Raw genomic sequence first — 16,165 nt, 5'->3', positions numbered from 1 at the left:
CTGGCGGGTGCACCGGGTGACAGCGCAGGACGCGGCCCGGGTGCGGGCGCTGCGTCTGGAGATGCTGGCCGACAGCCCGCTCGCCTTCCTGGAGACCCTGGCCACGGCGGCGGCGCGCCCGCACGAGGCCTACCGCCAGCGGATCATCCAGGGGTCGCGTGGCTGCCAGCTCGCGCAGTTCGTGGCCGACCCGGGCAATCGGGCCCGGCTGATCGGGCACGCCGGCGGCACGGTCCTGCCGGACGACCCGAACGAGACGGTCGTCTTCACCGTCTACGTCACCCCGGCCCGGCGCGGCGGCAAGCTGCTGGCCGAGCTGGTCGAGGCGGTGGCCGCCTGGTCACGGGCGTGCGGGCGGGACAGATTGATGCTGGAGGTGGCGGAGGGTAATCACCGCGCCATCCGTGCGTACGAAAAATTGGGTTTCGAGGACACCGGTGAGCGGGTGCCCCACCCGGTCGTGCCGAAGCTCACCGAGCTGCGGATGCGTCGTCGGATCTGACGAGGTCGCGCTGCCAGAGGATGTCCGACTCCACCTCGCGGTAGCCCATCTCCCGATTGATCCGCAGCATGTGCTCGTTCGTCGTGGCATTGAACGTGTCGATCACCTCGACGCCCGGGCAGAACGTCCGGGTGTAGGCGAGATTGGCCAGCTTGATCAACAGCCCGAGCCGATGGCCACGGTGGGCGGGTGCGACCAGGGTGCCGCTCTGCCAGGCATGCGGCCCGCCGTCGGCCATGCAGTTCATCATGGTCCAGGCGACCAGGCGCTCGCCGTGCATCGCGCCGGTGTGGAAGGTGACCCGCCCGCGGGCGACCCGGCTCCGCTCGCCTTCGCGGATCCGCTCGGCGTCGACGACCTCCGGCTCCCAGTCCAGATCGCCGGTCGGCGCCTCCCCGAGGAAGCTGCTGTCGAGCGCCGCGACGTCATCGATGATCTCCTCGGGCGGCACGCCGCTCCACTGGACCAGCCGATAGCCGTCAGCCCGGGTCCAGGCATCGGCCAGCATCGCGGCGTACCGGCCCTGGTCGGCCTCGCGCAGGTCGAGCCGGCTGCGCAGCTCCTCGAGGCCGGCCTGCGCGCCCATCGCGCCGGCGAAGCCCACATTCGACGGCTGCTTGACCGACTGGCCGAGCAGCCGCACCCGCCCCTGCGACCGGGCGCGCTCGACGGCCACCTCATAGAGCTCGCGACCCACCCCGCGCCGCCGGAGCGGTGGCGTCACCAGCAGCTCGACGTGCGCGTTGCCGAGGTTGTCGACCTGCGGGTACATCATCTCGAGGTAGCCGGCCGGCGCACCGTCGAGGCGGGCGAGGAAGTATTCCGAGGTGTGGCCCGCGGGCGGCGTGGTCACCCGGGCCGCGAACACCTCGCGACTCTGGATCGGGAGGTCGGCCCGGTCGTGCGCCATGCAGGCCGAGTCGATCTCATAGGCGTCATCGGGCGACACGAGCGGACCGATAGAGACGGACATGGCCGCCACCCTGCCGGGCAGCGGCCATGAAACCAAACGATTTTGGTCGGGAGGACGAACGCACAGCGCCTCCGGCACTGGGTCGTTGGGCACCTCGAGAGATTGTCGCCAAGCTCGAAGGTGAGGGGCCGCGTACGGCGTCGGCCCTCCCGCAGAGAGCATCCTGCCGACACTGAGATCGGTGCGCAAGTCCTCTGCGGATGGAATCTTCAACTTAAGGCAGAGTAGTGGTTACCGAGAGTTATCCAAGCAGGCCGGCCTCGCGAGCGCCCTTCAGCGACGGTTTGATCCGATGAGTCGGCCCGACCAGCTCGGCCACCGCGTCCAGCGTCTTGAGCCCCTCACCGGTATTGAAGACGACCGTCTCCTTCTCCGGGTCGAGCTTGCCGCTCGCGACCAGCTTCTTGAGCACGGCCACCGTGGTGCCGCCGGCCGTCTCGGCGAAGACGCCGGTCGTCTCGGCCAGTAGCCGGATGCCCTCGCGGATCTCGTCGTCGTCGGCGTAGTCCATCCAGCCACCGGTGCGGCGGACGGCCTCGATCGCGTACGCCCCGGCGGCCGGGTCGCCGATGTTCAGCGACTTGGCGATGCCGGTCGGCTTGACCGGAATGATCTGATCGGTGTCGTTCTGCAACGCCGTCGCGATCGGGTTGCAGCCGGCCGACTGGGCGCCGAACACGGCCCAGCCGCCCTCGGGCGCGGTGACCAGGCCGATCTCGACCAGCTCGGTGAAGGCTTTGTCCACCTTGGTGAGCAGCTCGCCGGAGGCCATCGGGATGACGACCTGGGCCGGGATGCGCCAGCCGAGCTGCTCGGCGACCTCGTAACCGAGCGTCTTGGAGCCCTCGGCGTAGAACGGGCGCACGTTCACGTTGACGAACGCGGTGTCCTCGAACTCGTCGGTCTCGACCAGTTCGCCGCAGAGCCGGTTGACGTCGTCGTAGGAGCCCTCGATGGCGACCAGTTCCCCGCCGTACACCGCGGTGGTGATGATCTTGCCCGGCTCGAGGTCGTGCGGGATGAAGACGATGCTCGGCACACCGGCCCGAGCGGCGTGGGCGGCGACCGAGTTGGCCAGGTTGCCGGTCGAGGCGCAGGCGAAGCGGGTGAAGCCGAGGCCGCGGGCGGCGGTGAGCGCCACCGAGACGACCCGGTCCTTGAACGAGTGGGTCGGGTTGGCCGAGTCGTCCTTGACGAACAGCGGGGCGCGCAGGCCGACGGCGGCGGCCAGGGCGGGCGCGCTGACCAGCGGGGTCAGGCCGGGGTCGAGGGTCACCCGGGTGGCCGGGTCCTGGCCGGCCGGAAGCAGACCGGCGTAACGCCAGATGTTCTGCGGGCCGGCCTCGATCTGCTCACGGGTTACCCGCGCAAGTGCGGCCTGGTCGTAGGCCACCTCGAGCGGGCCGAAACACTCGTAACACGCGTGCTGCGCGACGAGCGGATATTCGGCGCCACAGGCGCGGCAGACGAGGCCGCGGGCCGGGGAATCGGTAACAGTGGGTGTGCTGACGGCAGACGTCATCGAGGCCTTCCCTCTCATCTTTCCCCGGCGGCAATCTGCCGCGGCGAGGACGGAATTAGCACCTGCCGAGCGCGGCCTCTTCTTCGAGACATGCACGGTGGTTGCCGGGGCTTCACAGGGCCGTTCCCTCTGCCCCTCTGGATGAGGTATTCAGTTGTGTTTCCAACACCTTACGTCGGCCTTGGGCCCTCTGCGCCAGCAGAATCCCGAGGTGTGAGCGGCACAACCCCTACGAGGTGATGTCCTTGCGGGTGAAGCGCCAGAACGCCAGCGACCAGAAGACGGTGGCGTAACAGATCGCCGCGATCGCGCCCTTGACCAGGTCATCCACCTGCGCCGGAGTGGAAAGCAGGCCCAGCCAGGCGTCGCTGAAGTGGGTCGGCAGCAGGGTGCGCACGCTGCCCAGCGCGGTGATCTGGTCGAGGATGCTGGAGAGGATCCAGAGCAGCACCGCGCCGCCCACCGCGCCCAGCGCCGCGTCGGTCAGCACCGACAGCAGGAAGGCCAGGCCGGCCACCACCAACATGATCACCGCGAGGTACGCGACGATGCCGGCCAACCGCAGCAGGCCCTCACCGGCCGGGATGGCGGCCGCGATGGTGCTGCCCAGCGGATGCCAGCCGTAGCGCAGGGTGCCGACCAGCAGGCCGGTCCCGGCCAGGATCAGCAGCGCCAGCAGCGAGTAGCCGAGCGCGACCACCAGCTTCACGGCCAGCAGACGGACCCGGGGCACCGGGATGGCCAGCAGGTAGCGCAGGCTGCCCCAGCTGGCCTCGCTGGCCACCGGGTCGCCGCAGAACAGCGCGACCACCACGACCAGCAGGAAGCCGGCCGACACCGCAAGGCAGAACAGCGCGAAGTTCAGGCCGCCCGAGGTGGCCAGGTCGACCAGGCTGCCGAACGCCCCGCCGTTGTTCTCGTCGTCGCCGTTGCCGCCGCCGAACTCGAACGCGACCAGGATGATGATCGGCAGCAGCGCCATGAAGCCGAGCGCGAGCTGGGTCCGCCGCCGCGACGCCTGCCGCCGCACCTCGGCCCAGATCGGCATGGTCGCCGACGCCCGATAGCCCGTTACCGCGCTCATCGGTCTCCACTCCCCCGCGAGTTGTCCCCGACCAGCGCGAGGAAGGCATCTTCAAGTCGCCGGCGCGGGACCACGCGATCCACGTCGACGCCGGCCCGGACCAGCGACGCCACCGCCTCGGAGCGGGACGTGCCGTTCATGTCCACGATCAGCCCGGACGGACCGTCCGGAAGCACCGATCTGACCCCCAGTTTTTCCAAGATCAAAGATGCCGCCGGTACGTCGGAGACCTCGATCTGCACCGAGGGCGACTCCCCGACGATGTCCTCGACCGGCCCGGACGCCACGATCCGGCCCTTGTTGACCACCACCGCGTGCGTGCAGGTCTGCTCCACCTCGGCGAGCAGGTGGCTGGAGACCAGCACCGCCCGCCCGTCGGTGGCGTAGCGCTTGAGCACCCGGCGCATCTCGGCGATCTGCGGCGGGTCGAGGCCGTCGGTCGGCTCGTCCAGCACCAGCAGCTCGGGCAGGCCGAGCATGGCCTGGGCGATGGCCAGCCGCTGGCGCATGCCGTGGCTGTACTTCTTGGTCTTGCGGTGCACCGAGTCGCCCAGGCCGGCGATCCGCAGCGCCTCGTCGAAGTGCGCGTCCGCCTCCGGCCGCCCGGTCGCGAGCCAGTAGGCCTTCAGGTTTTCGTAGCCGCTCAGATGCGGCAGGAAGCCGGGGCCTTCGACCAGCGCGCCCACCCGGGACAGGATCGGCGCGCCCGGCATCAGCCGGTGGCCGAACACCAGCGCGTCGCCGCCGGTCGGCATGGTCAGCCCCATCAGCACCCGCAGCGTGGTCGTCTTGCCCGCGCCGTTCGGCCCGAGCAGGCCCACGACCTGGCCACGCTCCACCGAGAAGCTGACCTCTTCAACAGCGACGAAGCCATCGCCGTACGCCTTCCGCAGCCCCCGAACCACCAGCGGCGTGTCCGCGAAGTCGGAAAGAACCTCGTCGTGCCGCCGGCGCCGCAGGCCGCGCCGCACGAGCAGGACCACCGCGAGACCCAGCGCGATCGCCACCAGCAGGCCGCCCAGCACCCAGCGCCACACCGTCTGCGGGTTGGCGATCGGCGTGCCCACCACGGTCGGCAGGGTGAGTTGGGTGCCGAGCTGGACGGTGTAGGTGATCGGCTTCGCCGGGCTGAGGAACGCCTGGTCACTGGTGGCGACCACGACCCGCACGGTGTGCCCGGAGTCGATCCGCCGGACGATCGCCGGCAGCGTCACGGTGACCGGCTGGGCCGCATCGATCGAGGCCGGCAGGCCGGTGAGCCGGACCGGCGCGACCAGACCGGCGCTGAGCGTCTCGGCGCCCGACTCGTCGACGTCGTAGAGCTTGACGAAGACCGTGGCCTCACCGGTCGGCGACGCCACGCGCAGCTGCACGGCCGGCGCGCCGGCCACCTCGATCGCGCTGGTCACCGGGGTGGATTCGAACGTCGCGTACTGGCCGGGGATGTCGGCGGCGACCCCGCCGAGCAGCTCGCTCAGGCGGCTGCCGGCGCCGGGCAGCGAGGAAAGGGCGGCCGGGTTGCCGTTCGGCGGGTTCGCGACCGGCTGCGCCGGCCCGGCGAGGGAGACCTGGGTGCTTCCGGTTCCGCCGAGGCTTGGGTACGCCTTCGTCGAGTAACCGTTGGTCACGAGGCCCCGGTCGAGCGCGCTGAAGCCGGCCACCCGGGAGTAGGTGAAGTCGTCCGACGGCGCCTTGCCTTCGCCCTTCACGTAGTGGTCGAGCCACTGCACGGTCAGGTATTTCACCCGGTCCTGGTCGGTCTGCGGGCCGGCGCCGCCGTCGTGGCCGCCGGTGAACCAGGCGACCTTCACCGGTGTGCCGGTCGCGGCGATGCCCTTGGCGTTCGCGTCGCCCTCGGCGAGCGGGAAGAGCGTGTCGACCGCGCCCTGGATCAGCAGGGTCGGCGCCTTGATCTGGTCGAGCACGGTGGCCGGGCTCGACTTGCGCAGCAGAGCGGTCGTCGCCGCGTCGGCCGTGCCGGCCGTGGCGAGCTGCAGGTAGGCCGCGCAGACATCGGCCGCGAACCGCCCGCAGGCCGGGTCCTGCCCGGCCGGCACCGGCGCGTTCGGGGTGAGCGTGGCCGCGCCGTTGCCGAAGTAGAGGCCGGCCCAGCCCTTCTTGAAGACACCGCTCGCGGTAGTGGCCGCCGACTGCTGCAGGAAGACGTTGGTCAGGTCGTTCCAGGTGATCGACGGGACGATCGCGTCGACCCGGGGGTCCTGCCCGGCCAGCAGCAATGCCAGCGCGCCGCCGTAGGAGCCACCGACCACGCCCACCCGCGGGTCGCCGGTCGCGTCCAGCTGGATCTCCGGCCGGGCGGCCAGCCAGTCGAGCAGGCCCTGCGCGTCGCGCACCTCGTAGTCGGGGCTGTCCAGGTGGATCTGGCCGCCGCTGCGGCCGAAGCCCTGCGCGGTCCAGGTCAGCACCGCGTAGCCACGGTCGGCCAGCTCTTCGGCGTTGTCGCTCACCGAGTCCTTGGTGCCGCCGAACCCGTGCGCGAGCAGCACCGCCGGCACCTTCCCGCTTCGATCGCGAGGAAGGTACAGCCGGGCGTCCAGGTCGACACTCTCCGCGCCGGCCGGCCCGGTCTTCACCGTGATCTGCTCGTCGGCGCTGGTCCAGCCGGGCCGATCGGGCCACACCACCCAGCCGATCAGGGCCGCGACCAGGACGAGGACCACCGAGCCGGAGACGACACGGCGGCGGGTAGGCCGGGGCAGCGCACGGCGCAGCCGGCTCGACAGTGACATGCGGCAAAGCTATCCGGCTGCGTCTGAGCCTCTGCTGTGAAGCGTCTCAGCGGGCGTGTCAGCGATAGCGTGGGTGCACAACATCGAAACGGCATCCTGACGACGGGGGACATCTCGCGGTGGCCGATGAACTGACACTGATCGTCACCACGCAGTCGGCGCCGCTGGACGCCCGGCGCGGCGTCGTGCGGCTGCACCCCGCGTTGATGGCGGCCCACGAGATCAAACCCGGCGATCCGGTCCGCCTGACCGGCCGGCACACGACTGCCTGCCGGGCGATACCCACCAAGACGGCCGACGCCAGCCGCGAGCTGCTCTACGCCGACGAACTGATCATCGGCAATCTCGGCCTGCGCGACGGCGGCAAGGTCATCCTCAGCAAGCTGCCGCTGGTGCATGCGCGCCGGGTCACGCTCAGCGACCCGTCCGAGATCGCCGCCCTGGTCTCGCCCGAGATGCTGCGGCTCGCCCTGCTCGGCAAGGTGGTCAGCGCCGGCGACGACGTCTCGCTGCTGCCGCAGGACGTGCTGCCCGGCGACCATCGCGCGCAGGTCGATGCGGTCACCAGCCTGAAGAACCGGCTGGGCTACAACTTCACCAGCGCCCTGCTGCGGGTCACCGCCGTCGACGAGACCGACGGCGCCCTGGTCAGCCCGGACACGGTGGTGGGCTGGGCCGGCGGGCACTTCACGGCCGGCGGCTCGACCGGCACGGTGGCGGTGGCCGCGAGCGCACCCGCGACCACCGACCCCGAGGTGCCCCCGCCGAGCCTGGACGACCTGCCCGGGCTTCGCGCCCAGGCCAAGGAGCTGGAGGAACTGCTCGACCTCGGCTTCCACCACGGCGAGGTGCTGGCCCGGCTGCGCACCACGGTGTCGCTCGGTGTGCTGATCTCCGGTCCGTCCGGGTCGGGCAAGTCCGCCCTGGTCCGGGCGGTCGCCGCCCAGGTCGGTGCGCGGGTCCTGCAGGTCTGGTCGCCCTCGCTGGCGGCGCTCACCAACGATGCGGCCGCCGGCCGGCTGCGGGCGCTGGCCGAGGACGCGTCCGCCCCGGGGCCGGCCGTGCTGCTCTTCACCGACGTCGAGGCGCTCGCCCCGCGCGACGAGCCGGGGCCCATCTCCACCGTCTTCCGCCAGATGATCGAGCAGCTCGTCCGCGCCGGGGTGGCGGTGGTCTGCACGACCAGCCGGCCCGAGTCGGTCGATCCGGCCCTGCGCGCGCCTGACCTGCTCGCCGTGCAGCTGGCGGTACCCCTGCCGGACGCGGCGATGCGGCGGGAACAGTTGAGCGTGCTCACTCGCGGCATGCCGCTCGCCGAGGACGTACGCCTGGATGACGTCTCCGGCCGTACACCCGGATTTGTCGCCGCCGACCTCGGCGCTCTCGCTCGCGAAGCGGGGGTTCGGGCGGCCCTTCGCCAGAAGGACGCCGAATCGCCCAGCGTGACCATGGCCGATTTCGAGGCCGCGCTCGACGTCGTCCGCCCGACCTCGATGTCCGAGTCGACCCTCGAGGTCGCCGCCGTGACCCTCGACGACGTCGGCGACCTGGTCGAGGTCAAGCAGGTGCTCACCGAGTCGGTGCTGTGGCCGCTGACCTACCCGGACACGTTCGCCCGGCTCGGCGTGTCGCCACCTCGCGGGGTGCTGCTCTACGGGCCGCCGGGCTGCGGGAAGACCTATCTGGTCAAGGCGATCGCCGGCACCGGGAAAGCCAACGTGCTGTCGGTCAAGGGCGCCGAGCTGCTCAGCAAGTGGGTGGGTGACAGCGAGCGGGCGGTGCGGGAGCTCTTCCGGCGAGCCCGCGAGGCGGCGCCCACGCTGGTGTTCCTCGATGAGGTCGACGCGCTGGCGCCCACCCGCGGGCAGGCGACCGACGGCGGCACCACCGACCGCGTGGTGGCCGCCCTGCTCACCGAACTGGACGGGGTCGAGGACCTGCGCAACGTCGTGGTGATCGGGGCGACCAACCGGCCCGACCTGATCGATCCGGCGCTGCTGCGGCCGGGGCGGCTGGAGCGGCTCGTCTACGTGCCGCCGCCGGACGCTTCCGCCCGGGCCGCGATCCTGCGGGCCACCGCCAAGGCGGTGCCGCTCGACGAGGCGGTCGACCTCGATGAGCTGGCGGCGGCGCTCGACGGGTTCTCGGCGGCCGATTGTGCGGCGCTGATCCGCGAGTCGGCGCTGGCAGCCATGCGGGACTCGCTGGACGCTTCGACGGTCACGGCGGCGAACGTCGAAGCCGCGCGGAAGCGGGTGCGGGCCTCACTTGACCCGGAGCAGGTGGCCTGGCTCGAGGCGTACGCCTCCACTCATCAGCCTGGCTGAAACCTGATCAGCGACGGCGGGTGCGTGCCCTCGTGGCACGCAGCCGGCGCAGGCGGCCGACCAGGACCGGGTCGTGCTCGGTGGCTTCGGGCTTGTCGAGCAGGGCGTTGAGCACCTGGTAATAGCGGGTCGAGGAGAGGCTGAAGTTGTCGCGGATGGCCTGCTCCTTGGCGCCCGCGTGCTTCCACCACTTGGCCTCGAAGGCAAGGATGTCGCGCTCGCGGTCGGTGAGCCCGGTTTTGATAGCGCCCTCATCGGACAATTCCGATTTGTCAGGCGGTTCCTGCTCGGCCGTCCGCGGTGCCGGAATGTGCTGGGTGGACTCTTCGGACGGGTCCGCGGCGGCGGGCTGCATGGTGCTCCAAAAACGAAGGCGAGGGGCCGCCAGCAGCATATGTTGCCGACGACCCCCGCGCATGGGCAGCTCGACGCTACCTCACGTTATGTCCCGCTTACGCATTGTCCACATTGCCGCACCCACAACGAGAACCACGACGATCGCGAGCGCGCTGCCCGCCATCTGCCAGGTGATCGTGAGCGTTTCCGGCTGACAGCCGCCGGTCACGTCGAAGTTGCAGGAGTTGTAGTCCTCGGACGTGTACTTCTTGGTCATCCACGCGACGATCCAGAACGGCGCGAGGTATAGCTCCGGGAACTTGACGTTGGCGATCGACAGCACCGCGCCCACCCCGAACTGGAAGACCACGATCACCCCGATCGCGACACCCAGCGCCATCGCGGTGTGCCGGCCCAGCGACGCCAGCCCGAACCCGAGCGCGCCCGCCACCAGCACCAGAACCAGCGCCCGCAGCTCCATCAGCGCGGTCGACTGCCACACCCCGGAGGTCATCCCGGTCGTGACGCCGCGGGTCTTAGCGATGCCGTAGAAGATGGCCGTCCAAGCCGCCGCCACCACGATGGTCAGCGCGGTCATGCCGACCAGCAGCGCGGACAGCTTGGTGGACAGCACCTGCAAGCGGCGGGGCCGCCAGAGCAGCAGGTTCATCATGCCGCCGCTGCTCCACTCGGCGCCCACGTAGGACGCGCCGATCACGAACGCGACCAGCGCCAGCACCGCCGCCATGGTCGTCACCATGTCCCCGAAGTTCTCTTTCAGGTCGAAGGTCGGCGGCATGTACCACTCGGGGTTGAAGTCCGACTCGGCCGGCAGCGCGAACTCGCAGTTCGGCGGGTAGTCGGCGGCGCGGGCCGTGCCCTGCACCGACTCGCAGGTCGTCTTCTCCTGCTCGGTCCGCTCCACCGCCTGCTTGTAGTCGGCCTGGGCGTGCGCGGTCGCCTCGGCGATCTGGCTCGGCCCCACCTTCTCGTTGGTGAGGAAGACCCCCACCGCCACGGCCGCCAGGATCAGCAGCGCGCCGATCGTGAACAGCTTCGTGAACCGCCGCTTGACCAGCCGGCGCGTTTCGGCCTTGTACAGACTCACTGACCCCACCCCGCTGCTGCCACCTGGTCCACCTGACGGTTCTGTCCCTCGACCGGCGCCGTGCCGGTGAGCTCGAGGAAAACGCTCTCCAGGTCGGCCGACACCGGCGTCAGCTCACTGACGTAGATCTGCTGCTCGGCGAGGATCCGAGTGATCTGCGCCGGGTTGCTGGCGTTGCCGACCGTGAGGAAGTCGGTGTCGAGCTCCACCTGGGCGCCCTTGCCGCGCAGCACCTCGGCCGCGTTGAGCAGGTCGACCCCCGGCTCCAGCCGCACCTTGACCGACGACGACGTGTGCGTGGCCAGCACGTCCGCGACCGACCCGGCCGCCACCCGCCTACCGGCCGCGATGATCGTCACGGAGTCGCAGATCAGCTGGATCTCACCAAGAATGTGGCTGGAGAGCAGCACGGTCATGCCCGACTCGGACAGGGTGCGCATCAGCGTGCGCATCTCCCGGATGCCACCCGGGTCGAGCCCGTTGGCCGGCTCGTCGAGAATCAGCAGCTTCGGCTCCTTGAGCAGCGCCGACGCCACCGCGAGCCGCTGCTTCATGCCGAGCGAATAGGTGCGCACCCGCTCCTTGGCCCGATCCTTGAGCCCGACCAGCTCCAGCACCGCGTCGACCCGCTGCCGCCGCACCCCGCCCGCGTCGGCAAGCAGAGACAGCGTGTCCCAGGCGGTGAAGTTCCCGAAGAACTGCGGGCTCTCCACGATCGCCCCGATCTGCCCCGCCACCGACGGCAGATGCGCCGGCACCTCCTGACCGAGGATCGCCATGCGACCACCGTTGGCCCGGATCAGCCCCAGCAGGGTCCGCAACGTGGTGGTCTTCCCCGACCCGTTGGGCCCGAGGAACCCGTGCACCTGCCCGGCCTCGACAACCATGTCAAAGCCATCAAGCGCCCGGCGCACACCTTTCCGGCCGCGATAGGTCTTCTGCAGCCCAGCTATCTCGAGTACGGCGTCCATGCCGCGAGACTCTAGGCAGCAACGTCAATATCTGCCCAGCCTTGCCGCCGAAGATCCACCCCGTCAGGCGCAGATGACGGTTACGCCTGCCTCTCGGAAGGCGGCGACTGTGGTGGGTGGGGCGCCGGAGTCGGTTACCAGGGTGTCGACTCTGGTTATCGGGCAGATTCGGGCGAAGGCGTGGCCGCCCAGCTTGGACGAGTCGGCGATCACGACGACTCGCTTTGCTCGCGCGACCATCAGGCTGTTCATCGCCGCCTCGCCCTCGTGGTGTGAGGCCGCGCCCAGCTCGACGTCGAGGGCGTCCACGCCCAGCAGGACGATGTCCAGGGTTACCTCGTTGAGCAGGGCGCCGCCCAGCGGGCCGACCACCTCGAACGACTGCGGGCGCACCACGCCGCCGGCCACGACGATCTTCATACGGGAGCGGACCAGCAGCTCGTTCGCGATGTTCAGGGCGTTCGTGACCACCGTCAGCTGGGAGCCCTCGCCGCCGGTGTTCAAGTCGGGCCGAACGGCCAGTGCGCGGGCGACTTCAGTCACGGTCGTTCCGCCGTTGAGGCCGACTACCGTTCCCGGGGTGACCAAGCCGGCGGCGGCCTCACCGATGCGTTGCTTCTCCGCCGAATGCTTGGCCGATTTATACCGTAACGGCAGGTCGTAGGAGACTCCGTTGGCAACGGCGCCACCGCGGGTTCTGGTGATCATCTGCTGCTGGGCCAGCTGGTCGAAGTCACGGCGGATGGTGGCCTGGGAGACGTCGAGGCGCACGGAGGCGTCCTCGACGCTGACCCGGCCGGTCTCCGTGAGTAACTCGAGCAGGGCATTCCACCGCGCGTACCGGTCCACCAACCACTCCCGATGCACGTTCCGTGATAAGTGTGTGCACATTAGTGCGCGAAAGGCCGGGAAGCAAAGCTCGGGCGCTGCGCGGTCGGGGGATGACGGTTGCGTCCGTGGCTGACCTCCGCGCAGAATATCGCTCGAAAGTGCCGGGAACCGCGCGCGAATGCGCAGCCGCGACGATGCGACCTGCCCGCAAAGAACGAAGGGTGTGTCATGACGTACGTCAAGGCGGAGATCGCCAGCCAGCCCGACTGCTGGCGGATGGCGGCGAAGCTTTCCGACTCCGCGGGCCTGCCGGTCCGCGGCGAGCGCGTCGCGGTGGTCGGTTGCGGCACGTCGTGGTTCATGGCCAAGGCGTACGCGTCACTGCGCGAGCAGGCCGGCCACGGCGAGACCGACGCGTTCCAGGCCTCCGAGTTCCCGCACCACCGCCGCTACGACCGGGTGGTCGCGATCACCCGCTCGGGCACCACGACCGAGGTCGTCGAGCTGCTGAACGGCCTCGGCGGGCGGACGCCGGCGACGGTGATCACCACGGATTCGGCCCAGCCGGCCGCGGTCGCCGCCACCGACACGATCGTGCTGGACTTCGCCGACGAGCAGTCGGTGGTGCAGACCCGCTTCGCCACCAGCGTGCTGGCGCTGCTGCGCGCCCACCTGGGTGAGGACATCGAGTCGGTCGCCGCCGATGCCGAGGTGGCGGTGCGCCTGCCGCTGCCGGTGCACCCGGCGCTGGCCGAGCAGATCACCTTCCTGGGCCGTGGCTGGACGGTCGGGCTGGCCGAGGAGGCGGCGCTGAAGTGCCGCGAGGCCGCCATGTTCTGGGCCGAGGCGTACCCGGCGATGGACTACCGGCACGGCCCGATCTCGATCGCCGCGCCGCGCCGGGTGGTGTGGGCGTTCGGCGAGGTCCCGGTGGGCCTGGCCGACGACGTGGAGGCAACTGGCGCGCTGTTCGTGCACAGCCGCCACCACGGCGGTTACGCGGCGCTGGGCAGTTGGTGCGGCGGCCGCGCCCCGCTCGACCCGATGGCCGACCTGGTGCTGGCCCAGCGGGTGGCGGTGTTGCTCGCCACCAGTCAGGGCCTCGACCCGGACAACCCACGGAACCTGACCCGCTCGGTAGTCCTGGCGTGAACACCGACGGCGTCGTCGTTGCGCTCGACGTCGGCGGAACGGGCATGAAGTGCGCGCTGGTCCGGCCGGACGGAACCGTCCTGCACGAGGAGCGGCACCCGACGCTGGCCGCCCGCGGGCCCGAGGCGGTCACCGAGAACATCCTGGAGATCGCCGCGAACCTGGCGAAGCGGGCGGAGCACCCGATCGCCGTCGGCGTCGCTGTCCCGGGCGTCATCGACGAGGAGAACGGCGTCGCGGTCTGGTCGTCGAACGTGGGCTTCCGCGACGTACCGCTGCGGAAGTTGATCACCGAAAGGCTGGGGCTGCCCGCCGCGCTCGGCCACGACGTCCGGGTCGGCGGAATCGCCGAGGCCCGCCTCGGCGCCGGCCGGGGCGAGGGGCACGTGCTGTTCGTGGCGATCGGCACCGGCATCGCGGCGGCGCTGGTGGTCGACGGTTCCGCCTATGGCGGGGCGCACGGTGCGGCCGGCGAGCTGGGCCACATCGTGGTGCGGCCCGGCGGCAATCCGTGCGGGTGCGGGGCGCGCGGTTGTCTGGAGTCGATCACCTCGGCCCGAGCGATCGGCCGGCGTTATGCCGAGATAACCGGCAATTCTGAGGCGACGGCATCTGACGTCGTCGCGCGACTCAACAAAGATCCGGCCGCTCTTCAGGTGTGGCATGAAGCCATCGACGCGCTGGCCGACGGTCTGCTTACCGCTCAGGCGCTATATGACGTGGACGTCCTGGTTCTCGGCGGCGGCCTCGCCGAAGCCGGCGACACCCTGTTGACGCCGCTGACGAGCGAACTGGAACGGCGGATCACCTTCCACCGGATGCCCCGGATGGTGAAAGCCCAGCTCGGCGATACCGCCGGCTGCCTCGGCGCCGCCCTGCTCGCCCTGGATCACCTGGAGAAGAGTTGATCAGCGGTCAGATCGTCCGGCCCGGCGGCGTCGTCGCCGGACACCTCGACCTCGACGGCTCGGTGATCGGCGCGATCACCGAGGACGAGCGGGCCGGTGACGACATCATCGTGCCCGGCTTCGTCGATCTGCATTGTCACGGCGGCGGTGGTCACACGTTCACCACCGGCGACGCCGCCGAGGCGCGGAAAGCCGCGGCCTTCCACCTCGCGCACGGCACCACGACCATGCTGGCCAGCCTGGTCAGCTCCCCGTTCGACCTGATGCGCGACGCCACCGCCGCCTTTTTGCCCTTGGTGCGCGCGGGCGTGCTCGCCGGCGTGCACTTCGAAGGTCCGTACCTCTCCGGGGCGCGCTGCGGCGCGCAGAACCCGGAGTTCCTCCGGGACCCGTCGATCGAGGAGCTGTCCGCGCTGATCAAGATCGGCGACGGAGCGGTACGCATGGTGACCGTCGCCCCCGAGCTGCCGGGCGCCCTGGAGGCCATCGCTTTCCTGCGCGAGCATGCGGTGGTCGCCGCGGTCGGGCACACCGATGCCTCGTACGCGCAAGCGCAGGCCGGCGTGGCCGCGGGCGCGACCGTCGGCACCCACCTGTTCAACGGCATGCGCCCGCCGCACCACCGCGAGCCCGGCCCGGTGATCGGCCTGCTCGCCTCGACCGCCGTGTGCGAGCTGATCGCCGACAACATCCACCTGCATCCGGGCATGCTCGCGTTCGCCGCGAAGACCGCGGGCCCGGCGCGAAGTGCCCTGGTCACCGACGCGATGGACGCCACCGGCATGCCGGACGGCCACTACGACCTGGGCGGCCAGGAGGTGATCGTGGCGGACCGGGTGGCCCGGCTGGCCCGCAACGGCTCGATCGCCGGCAGCACGCTGACCATGGACGAGGCGCTACGCAACGCGGTGGCGGCCGGGATCTCCCTGCCGGACGCGGTGACGATGGCCTCGACCACCCCGGGCCGGGTGCTGGGGCTCGAGGCCGCTCTCGAGCCAGGCGAGCGAGCCGACCTGGTGGTGCTCGACGCCGATCTACGGGTCAAGCGGGTAATGCGAGCGGGGAACTGGGTCTGACCAGCCGCTCGATCAAGCGGGCCAGGAACAGGCCGAGCAGAGCCCCGGCCACCGAGTCCGTGACCCAGTGGAAGCCGGTATAGATCGTCGTGCCGAACAGGATCGTCACCGGCACGACGCGGATCGCCAGGAACTCCCACCGGCGCAGCGGCCGCCGCAGCAGAGCGGCGACGAGCAGGGCGATCACCGCGTACCAAACCATCGAGTTGCCCATGTGGCCGGAGGGGTAGCTCATCGCCTCGACACCGCTCGCGGCCGGGTTGAACATGATCGTCTTGTCCGGCCCGTCGAATCGCGGCGCGGCCCGATCGGCCCAGATCTTGAGCGGCCCGATGGTGATGTAGGTGAGCACGAAGCCGGCCACGAACGGGACCAGCGCCCGCCACGACCTGGTCCGGTAGAAGAAGACGGCGGTCAGGATCAGGCTGACCGGCATCAGCACCTGACCGCCCTGGCCCAGGTAGTTGAAGACCCGGGCGGTCCAGTAGATCGGGGCCGGCTGGTGCGCCAACGACCAGTCGGCCACCCGCTGGTCGAAACCCAGCAGATGACCATTGATCAGGGCGATGGTCAGCGCGACGAACGCCGCGACCAGAACGGCGTCGAACCACCAGCGGATCTTCAC

At 70.5% G+C, this 16,165-nt stretch carries 14 protein-coding genes and 1 riboswitch; of the genes, 5 read left to right on the top strand and 9 right to left on the bottom strand.

Features of this window, described 5'->3' with window-relative positions; genetic code table 11:
- The first annotated feature begins 61 nt into the window (after positions 1 to 61).
- Positions 62 to 502 carry a GNAT family N-acetyltransferase gene (locus AB0E90_RS17990; protein WP_360406582.1) on the top strand — a complete coding sequence of 147 codons (441 nt, stop codon included), beginning with the start codon at positions 62 to 64 and terminating at the stop codon, positions 500 to 502.
- Here AB0E90_RS17990 and AB0E90_RS17985 read toward each other — a convergent pair.
- The 4 genes from AB0E90_RS17985 to AB0E90_RS17970 all read right to left on the bottom strand — a co-directional run bounded on the left by AB0E90_RS17985 (position 471) and on the right by AB0E90_RS17970 (position 6,831).
- Positions 471 to 1,475, bottom strand: coding sequence for a GNAT family N-acetyltransferase (locus AB0E90_RS17985; protein WP_360406120.1), 1,005 nt, complete (start codon positions 1,473 to 1,475; stop codon positions 471 to 473). The genes AB0E90_RS17990 and AB0E90_RS17985 overlap by 32 nt on opposite strands.
- Before the next feature lie 241 nt (positions 1,476 to 1,716).
- Positions 1,717 to 2,997: a threonine synthase gene (gene thrC / locus AB0E90_RS17980; protein ID WP_360406117.1), complete on the bottom strand. Its 1,281-nt coding sequence runs from the start codon at positions 2,995 to 2,997 to the stop codon at positions 1,717 to 1,719.
- Between the two features lie 11 nt (positions 2,998 to 3,008).
- Positions 3,009 to 3,145, bottom strand: a riboswitch (SAM riboswitch).
- 81 nt (positions 3,146 to 3,226) lie between these two features.
- On the bottom strand, positions 3,227 to 4,081 hold the full coding sequence (locus tag AB0E90_RS17975; protein ID WP_360406114.1) for an ABC transporter permease subunit: 855 nt from the start codon (positions 4,079 to 4,081) through the stop codon (positions 3,227 to 3,229).
- Positions 4,078 to 6,831 (bottom strand): alpha/beta fold hydrolase, encoded by a 2,754-nt coding sequence (locus tag AB0E90_RS17970; protein ID WP_360406111.1) that lies wholly within the window; start codon positions 6,829 to 6,831, stop codon positions 4,078 to 4,080. Before AB0E90_RS17970 ends, AB0E90_RS17975 begins: the two co-directional genes overlap by 4 nt.
- 119 nt (positions 6,832 to 6,950) lie before the next feature.
- Between AB0E90_RS17970 and AB0E90_RS17965 the strand changes: the two genes are divergently transcribed.
- Complete coding sequence (locus AB0E90_RS17965) at positions 6,951 to 9,158, top strand: AAA family ATPase (protein ID WP_360406108.1); 2,208 nt, start codon at positions 6,951 to 6,953, stop codon at positions 9,156 to 9,158.
- 7 nt (positions 9,159 to 9,165) lie between these two features.
- On the opposite strand, the gene AB0E90_RS17960 is transcribed toward AB0E90_RS17965, so the two are convergent.
- From AB0E90_RS17960 to AB0E90_RS17945, 4 genes are all read right to left on the bottom strand, one after another.
- A complete protein-coding gene (locus AB0E90_RS17960) occupies positions 9,166 to 9,513 on the bottom strand; it encodes a DUF3263 domain-containing protein (protein WP_360406105.1) in 348 nt (115 codons plus the stop codon).
- Positions 9,514 to 9,594: 81 nt separating this feature from the next.
- The gene (locus tag AB0E90_RS17955; protein WP_360406102.1) at positions 9,595 to 10,602 is read right to left on the bottom strand and encodes an ABC transporter permease subunit; all 1,008 of its coding nucleotides are present in this window, start codon (positions 10,600 to 10,602) and stop codon (positions 9,595 to 9,597) included.
- Positions 10,599 to 11,573 carry an ATP-binding cassette domain-containing protein gene (locus tag AB0E90_RS17950; protein ID WP_360406099.1) on the bottom strand — a complete coding sequence of 325 codons (975 nt, stop codon included), beginning with the start codon at positions 11,571 to 11,573 and terminating at the stop codon, positions 10,599 to 10,601. Before AB0E90_RS17950 ends, AB0E90_RS17955 begins: the two co-directional genes overlap by 4 nt.
- Positions 11,574 to 11,636: 63 nt before the next feature.
- A complete protein-coding gene (locus tag AB0E90_RS17945) occupies positions 11,637 to 12,422 on the bottom strand; it encodes a DeoR/GlpR family DNA-binding transcription regulator (protein WP_360406096.1) in 786 nt (261 codons plus the stop codon).
- A gap of 210 nt (positions 12,423 to 12,632) precedes the next feature.
- Here AB0E90_RS17945 and AB0E90_RS17940 point away from each other — a divergent pair, with 210 nt between their 5' ends.
- The 3 genes from AB0E90_RS17940 to nagA are packed head-to-tail and all read left to right on the top strand — an operon-like array spanning position 12,633 to position 15,540.
- The gene (locus AB0E90_RS17940; RefSeq protein WP_360406093.1) at positions 12,633 to 13,556 is read left to right on the top strand and encodes a sugar isomerase; all 924 of its coding nucleotides are present in this window, start codon (positions 12,633 to 12,635) and stop codon (positions 13,554 to 13,556) included.
- Positions 13,553 to 14,464, top strand: coding sequence for an ROK family protein (locus AB0E90_RS17935; protein ID WP_360406090.1), 912 nt, complete (start codon positions 13,553 to 13,555; stop codon positions 14,462 to 14,464). Before AB0E90_RS17940 ends, AB0E90_RS17935 begins: the two co-directional genes overlap by 4 nt.
- Entirely contained in the window at positions 14,464 to 15,540 is a 1,077-nt protein-coding gene (gene nagA / locus AB0E90_RS17930; protein ID WP_360406580.1) for an N-acetylglucosamine-6-phosphate deacetylase, read from the top strand. Before AB0E90_RS17935 ends, nagA begins: the two co-directional genes overlap by 1 nt.
- On the opposite strand, the gene AB0E90_RS17925 is transcribed toward nagA, so the two are convergent.
- Positions 15,506 to 16,165: a phosphatase PAP2 family protein gene (locus AB0E90_RS17925; protein WP_360406087.1), complete on the bottom strand. Its 660-nt coding sequence runs from the start codon at positions 16,163 to 16,165 to the stop codon at positions 15,506 to 15,508. The genes nagA and AB0E90_RS17925 overlap by 35 nt on opposite strands.

Origin of the sequence: Actinoplanes sp. NPDC026619 (genome assembly GCF_040638295.1) — a bacterium.
Taxonomy (GTDB): Bacteria; Actinomycetota; Actinomycetes; order Mycobacteriales; family Micromonosporaceae; genus Actinoplanes.
This window is presented reverse-complemented; position numbering and strand designations above follow the sequence as displayed.

Bases quoted from the DNA above. Each gene is read 5' to 3' on its own strand.
- AB0E90_RS17990 (WP_360406582.1), top strand. From the start codon at position 62: ATGCTGGCCGACAGCCCGCTCGCCTTCCTGGAGACCCTGGCCACGGCG.
- AB0E90_RS17985 (WP_360406120.1), bottom strand. From the start codon at position 1,475: ATGTCCGTCTCTATCGGTCCGCTCGTGTCGCCCGATGACGCCTATGAG.
- thrC (WP_360406117.1), bottom strand. From the start codon at position 2,997: ATGACGTCTGCCGTCAGCACACCCACTGTTACCGATTCCCCGGCCCGC.
- AB0E90_RS17975 (WP_360406114.1), bottom strand. From the start codon at position 4,081: ATGAGCGCGGTAACGGGCTATCGGGCGTCGGCGACCATGCCGATCTGG.
- AB0E90_RS17970 (WP_360406111.1), bottom strand. From the start codon at position 6,831: ATGTCACTGTCGAGCCGGCTGCGCCGTGCGCTGCCCCGGCCTACCCGC.
- AB0E90_RS17960 (WP_360406105.1), bottom strand. From the start codon at position 9,513: ATGCAGCCCGCCGCCGCGGACCCGTCCGAAGAGTCCACCCAGCACATT.
- AB0E90_RS17950 (WP_360406099.1), bottom strand. From the start codon at position 11,573: ATGGACGCCGTACTCGAGATAGCTGGGCTGCAGAAGACCTATCGCGGC.
- AB0E90_RS17940 (WP_360406093.1), top strand. From the start codon at position 12,633: ATGACGTACGTCAAGGCGGAGATCGCCAGCCAGCCCGACTGCTGGCGG.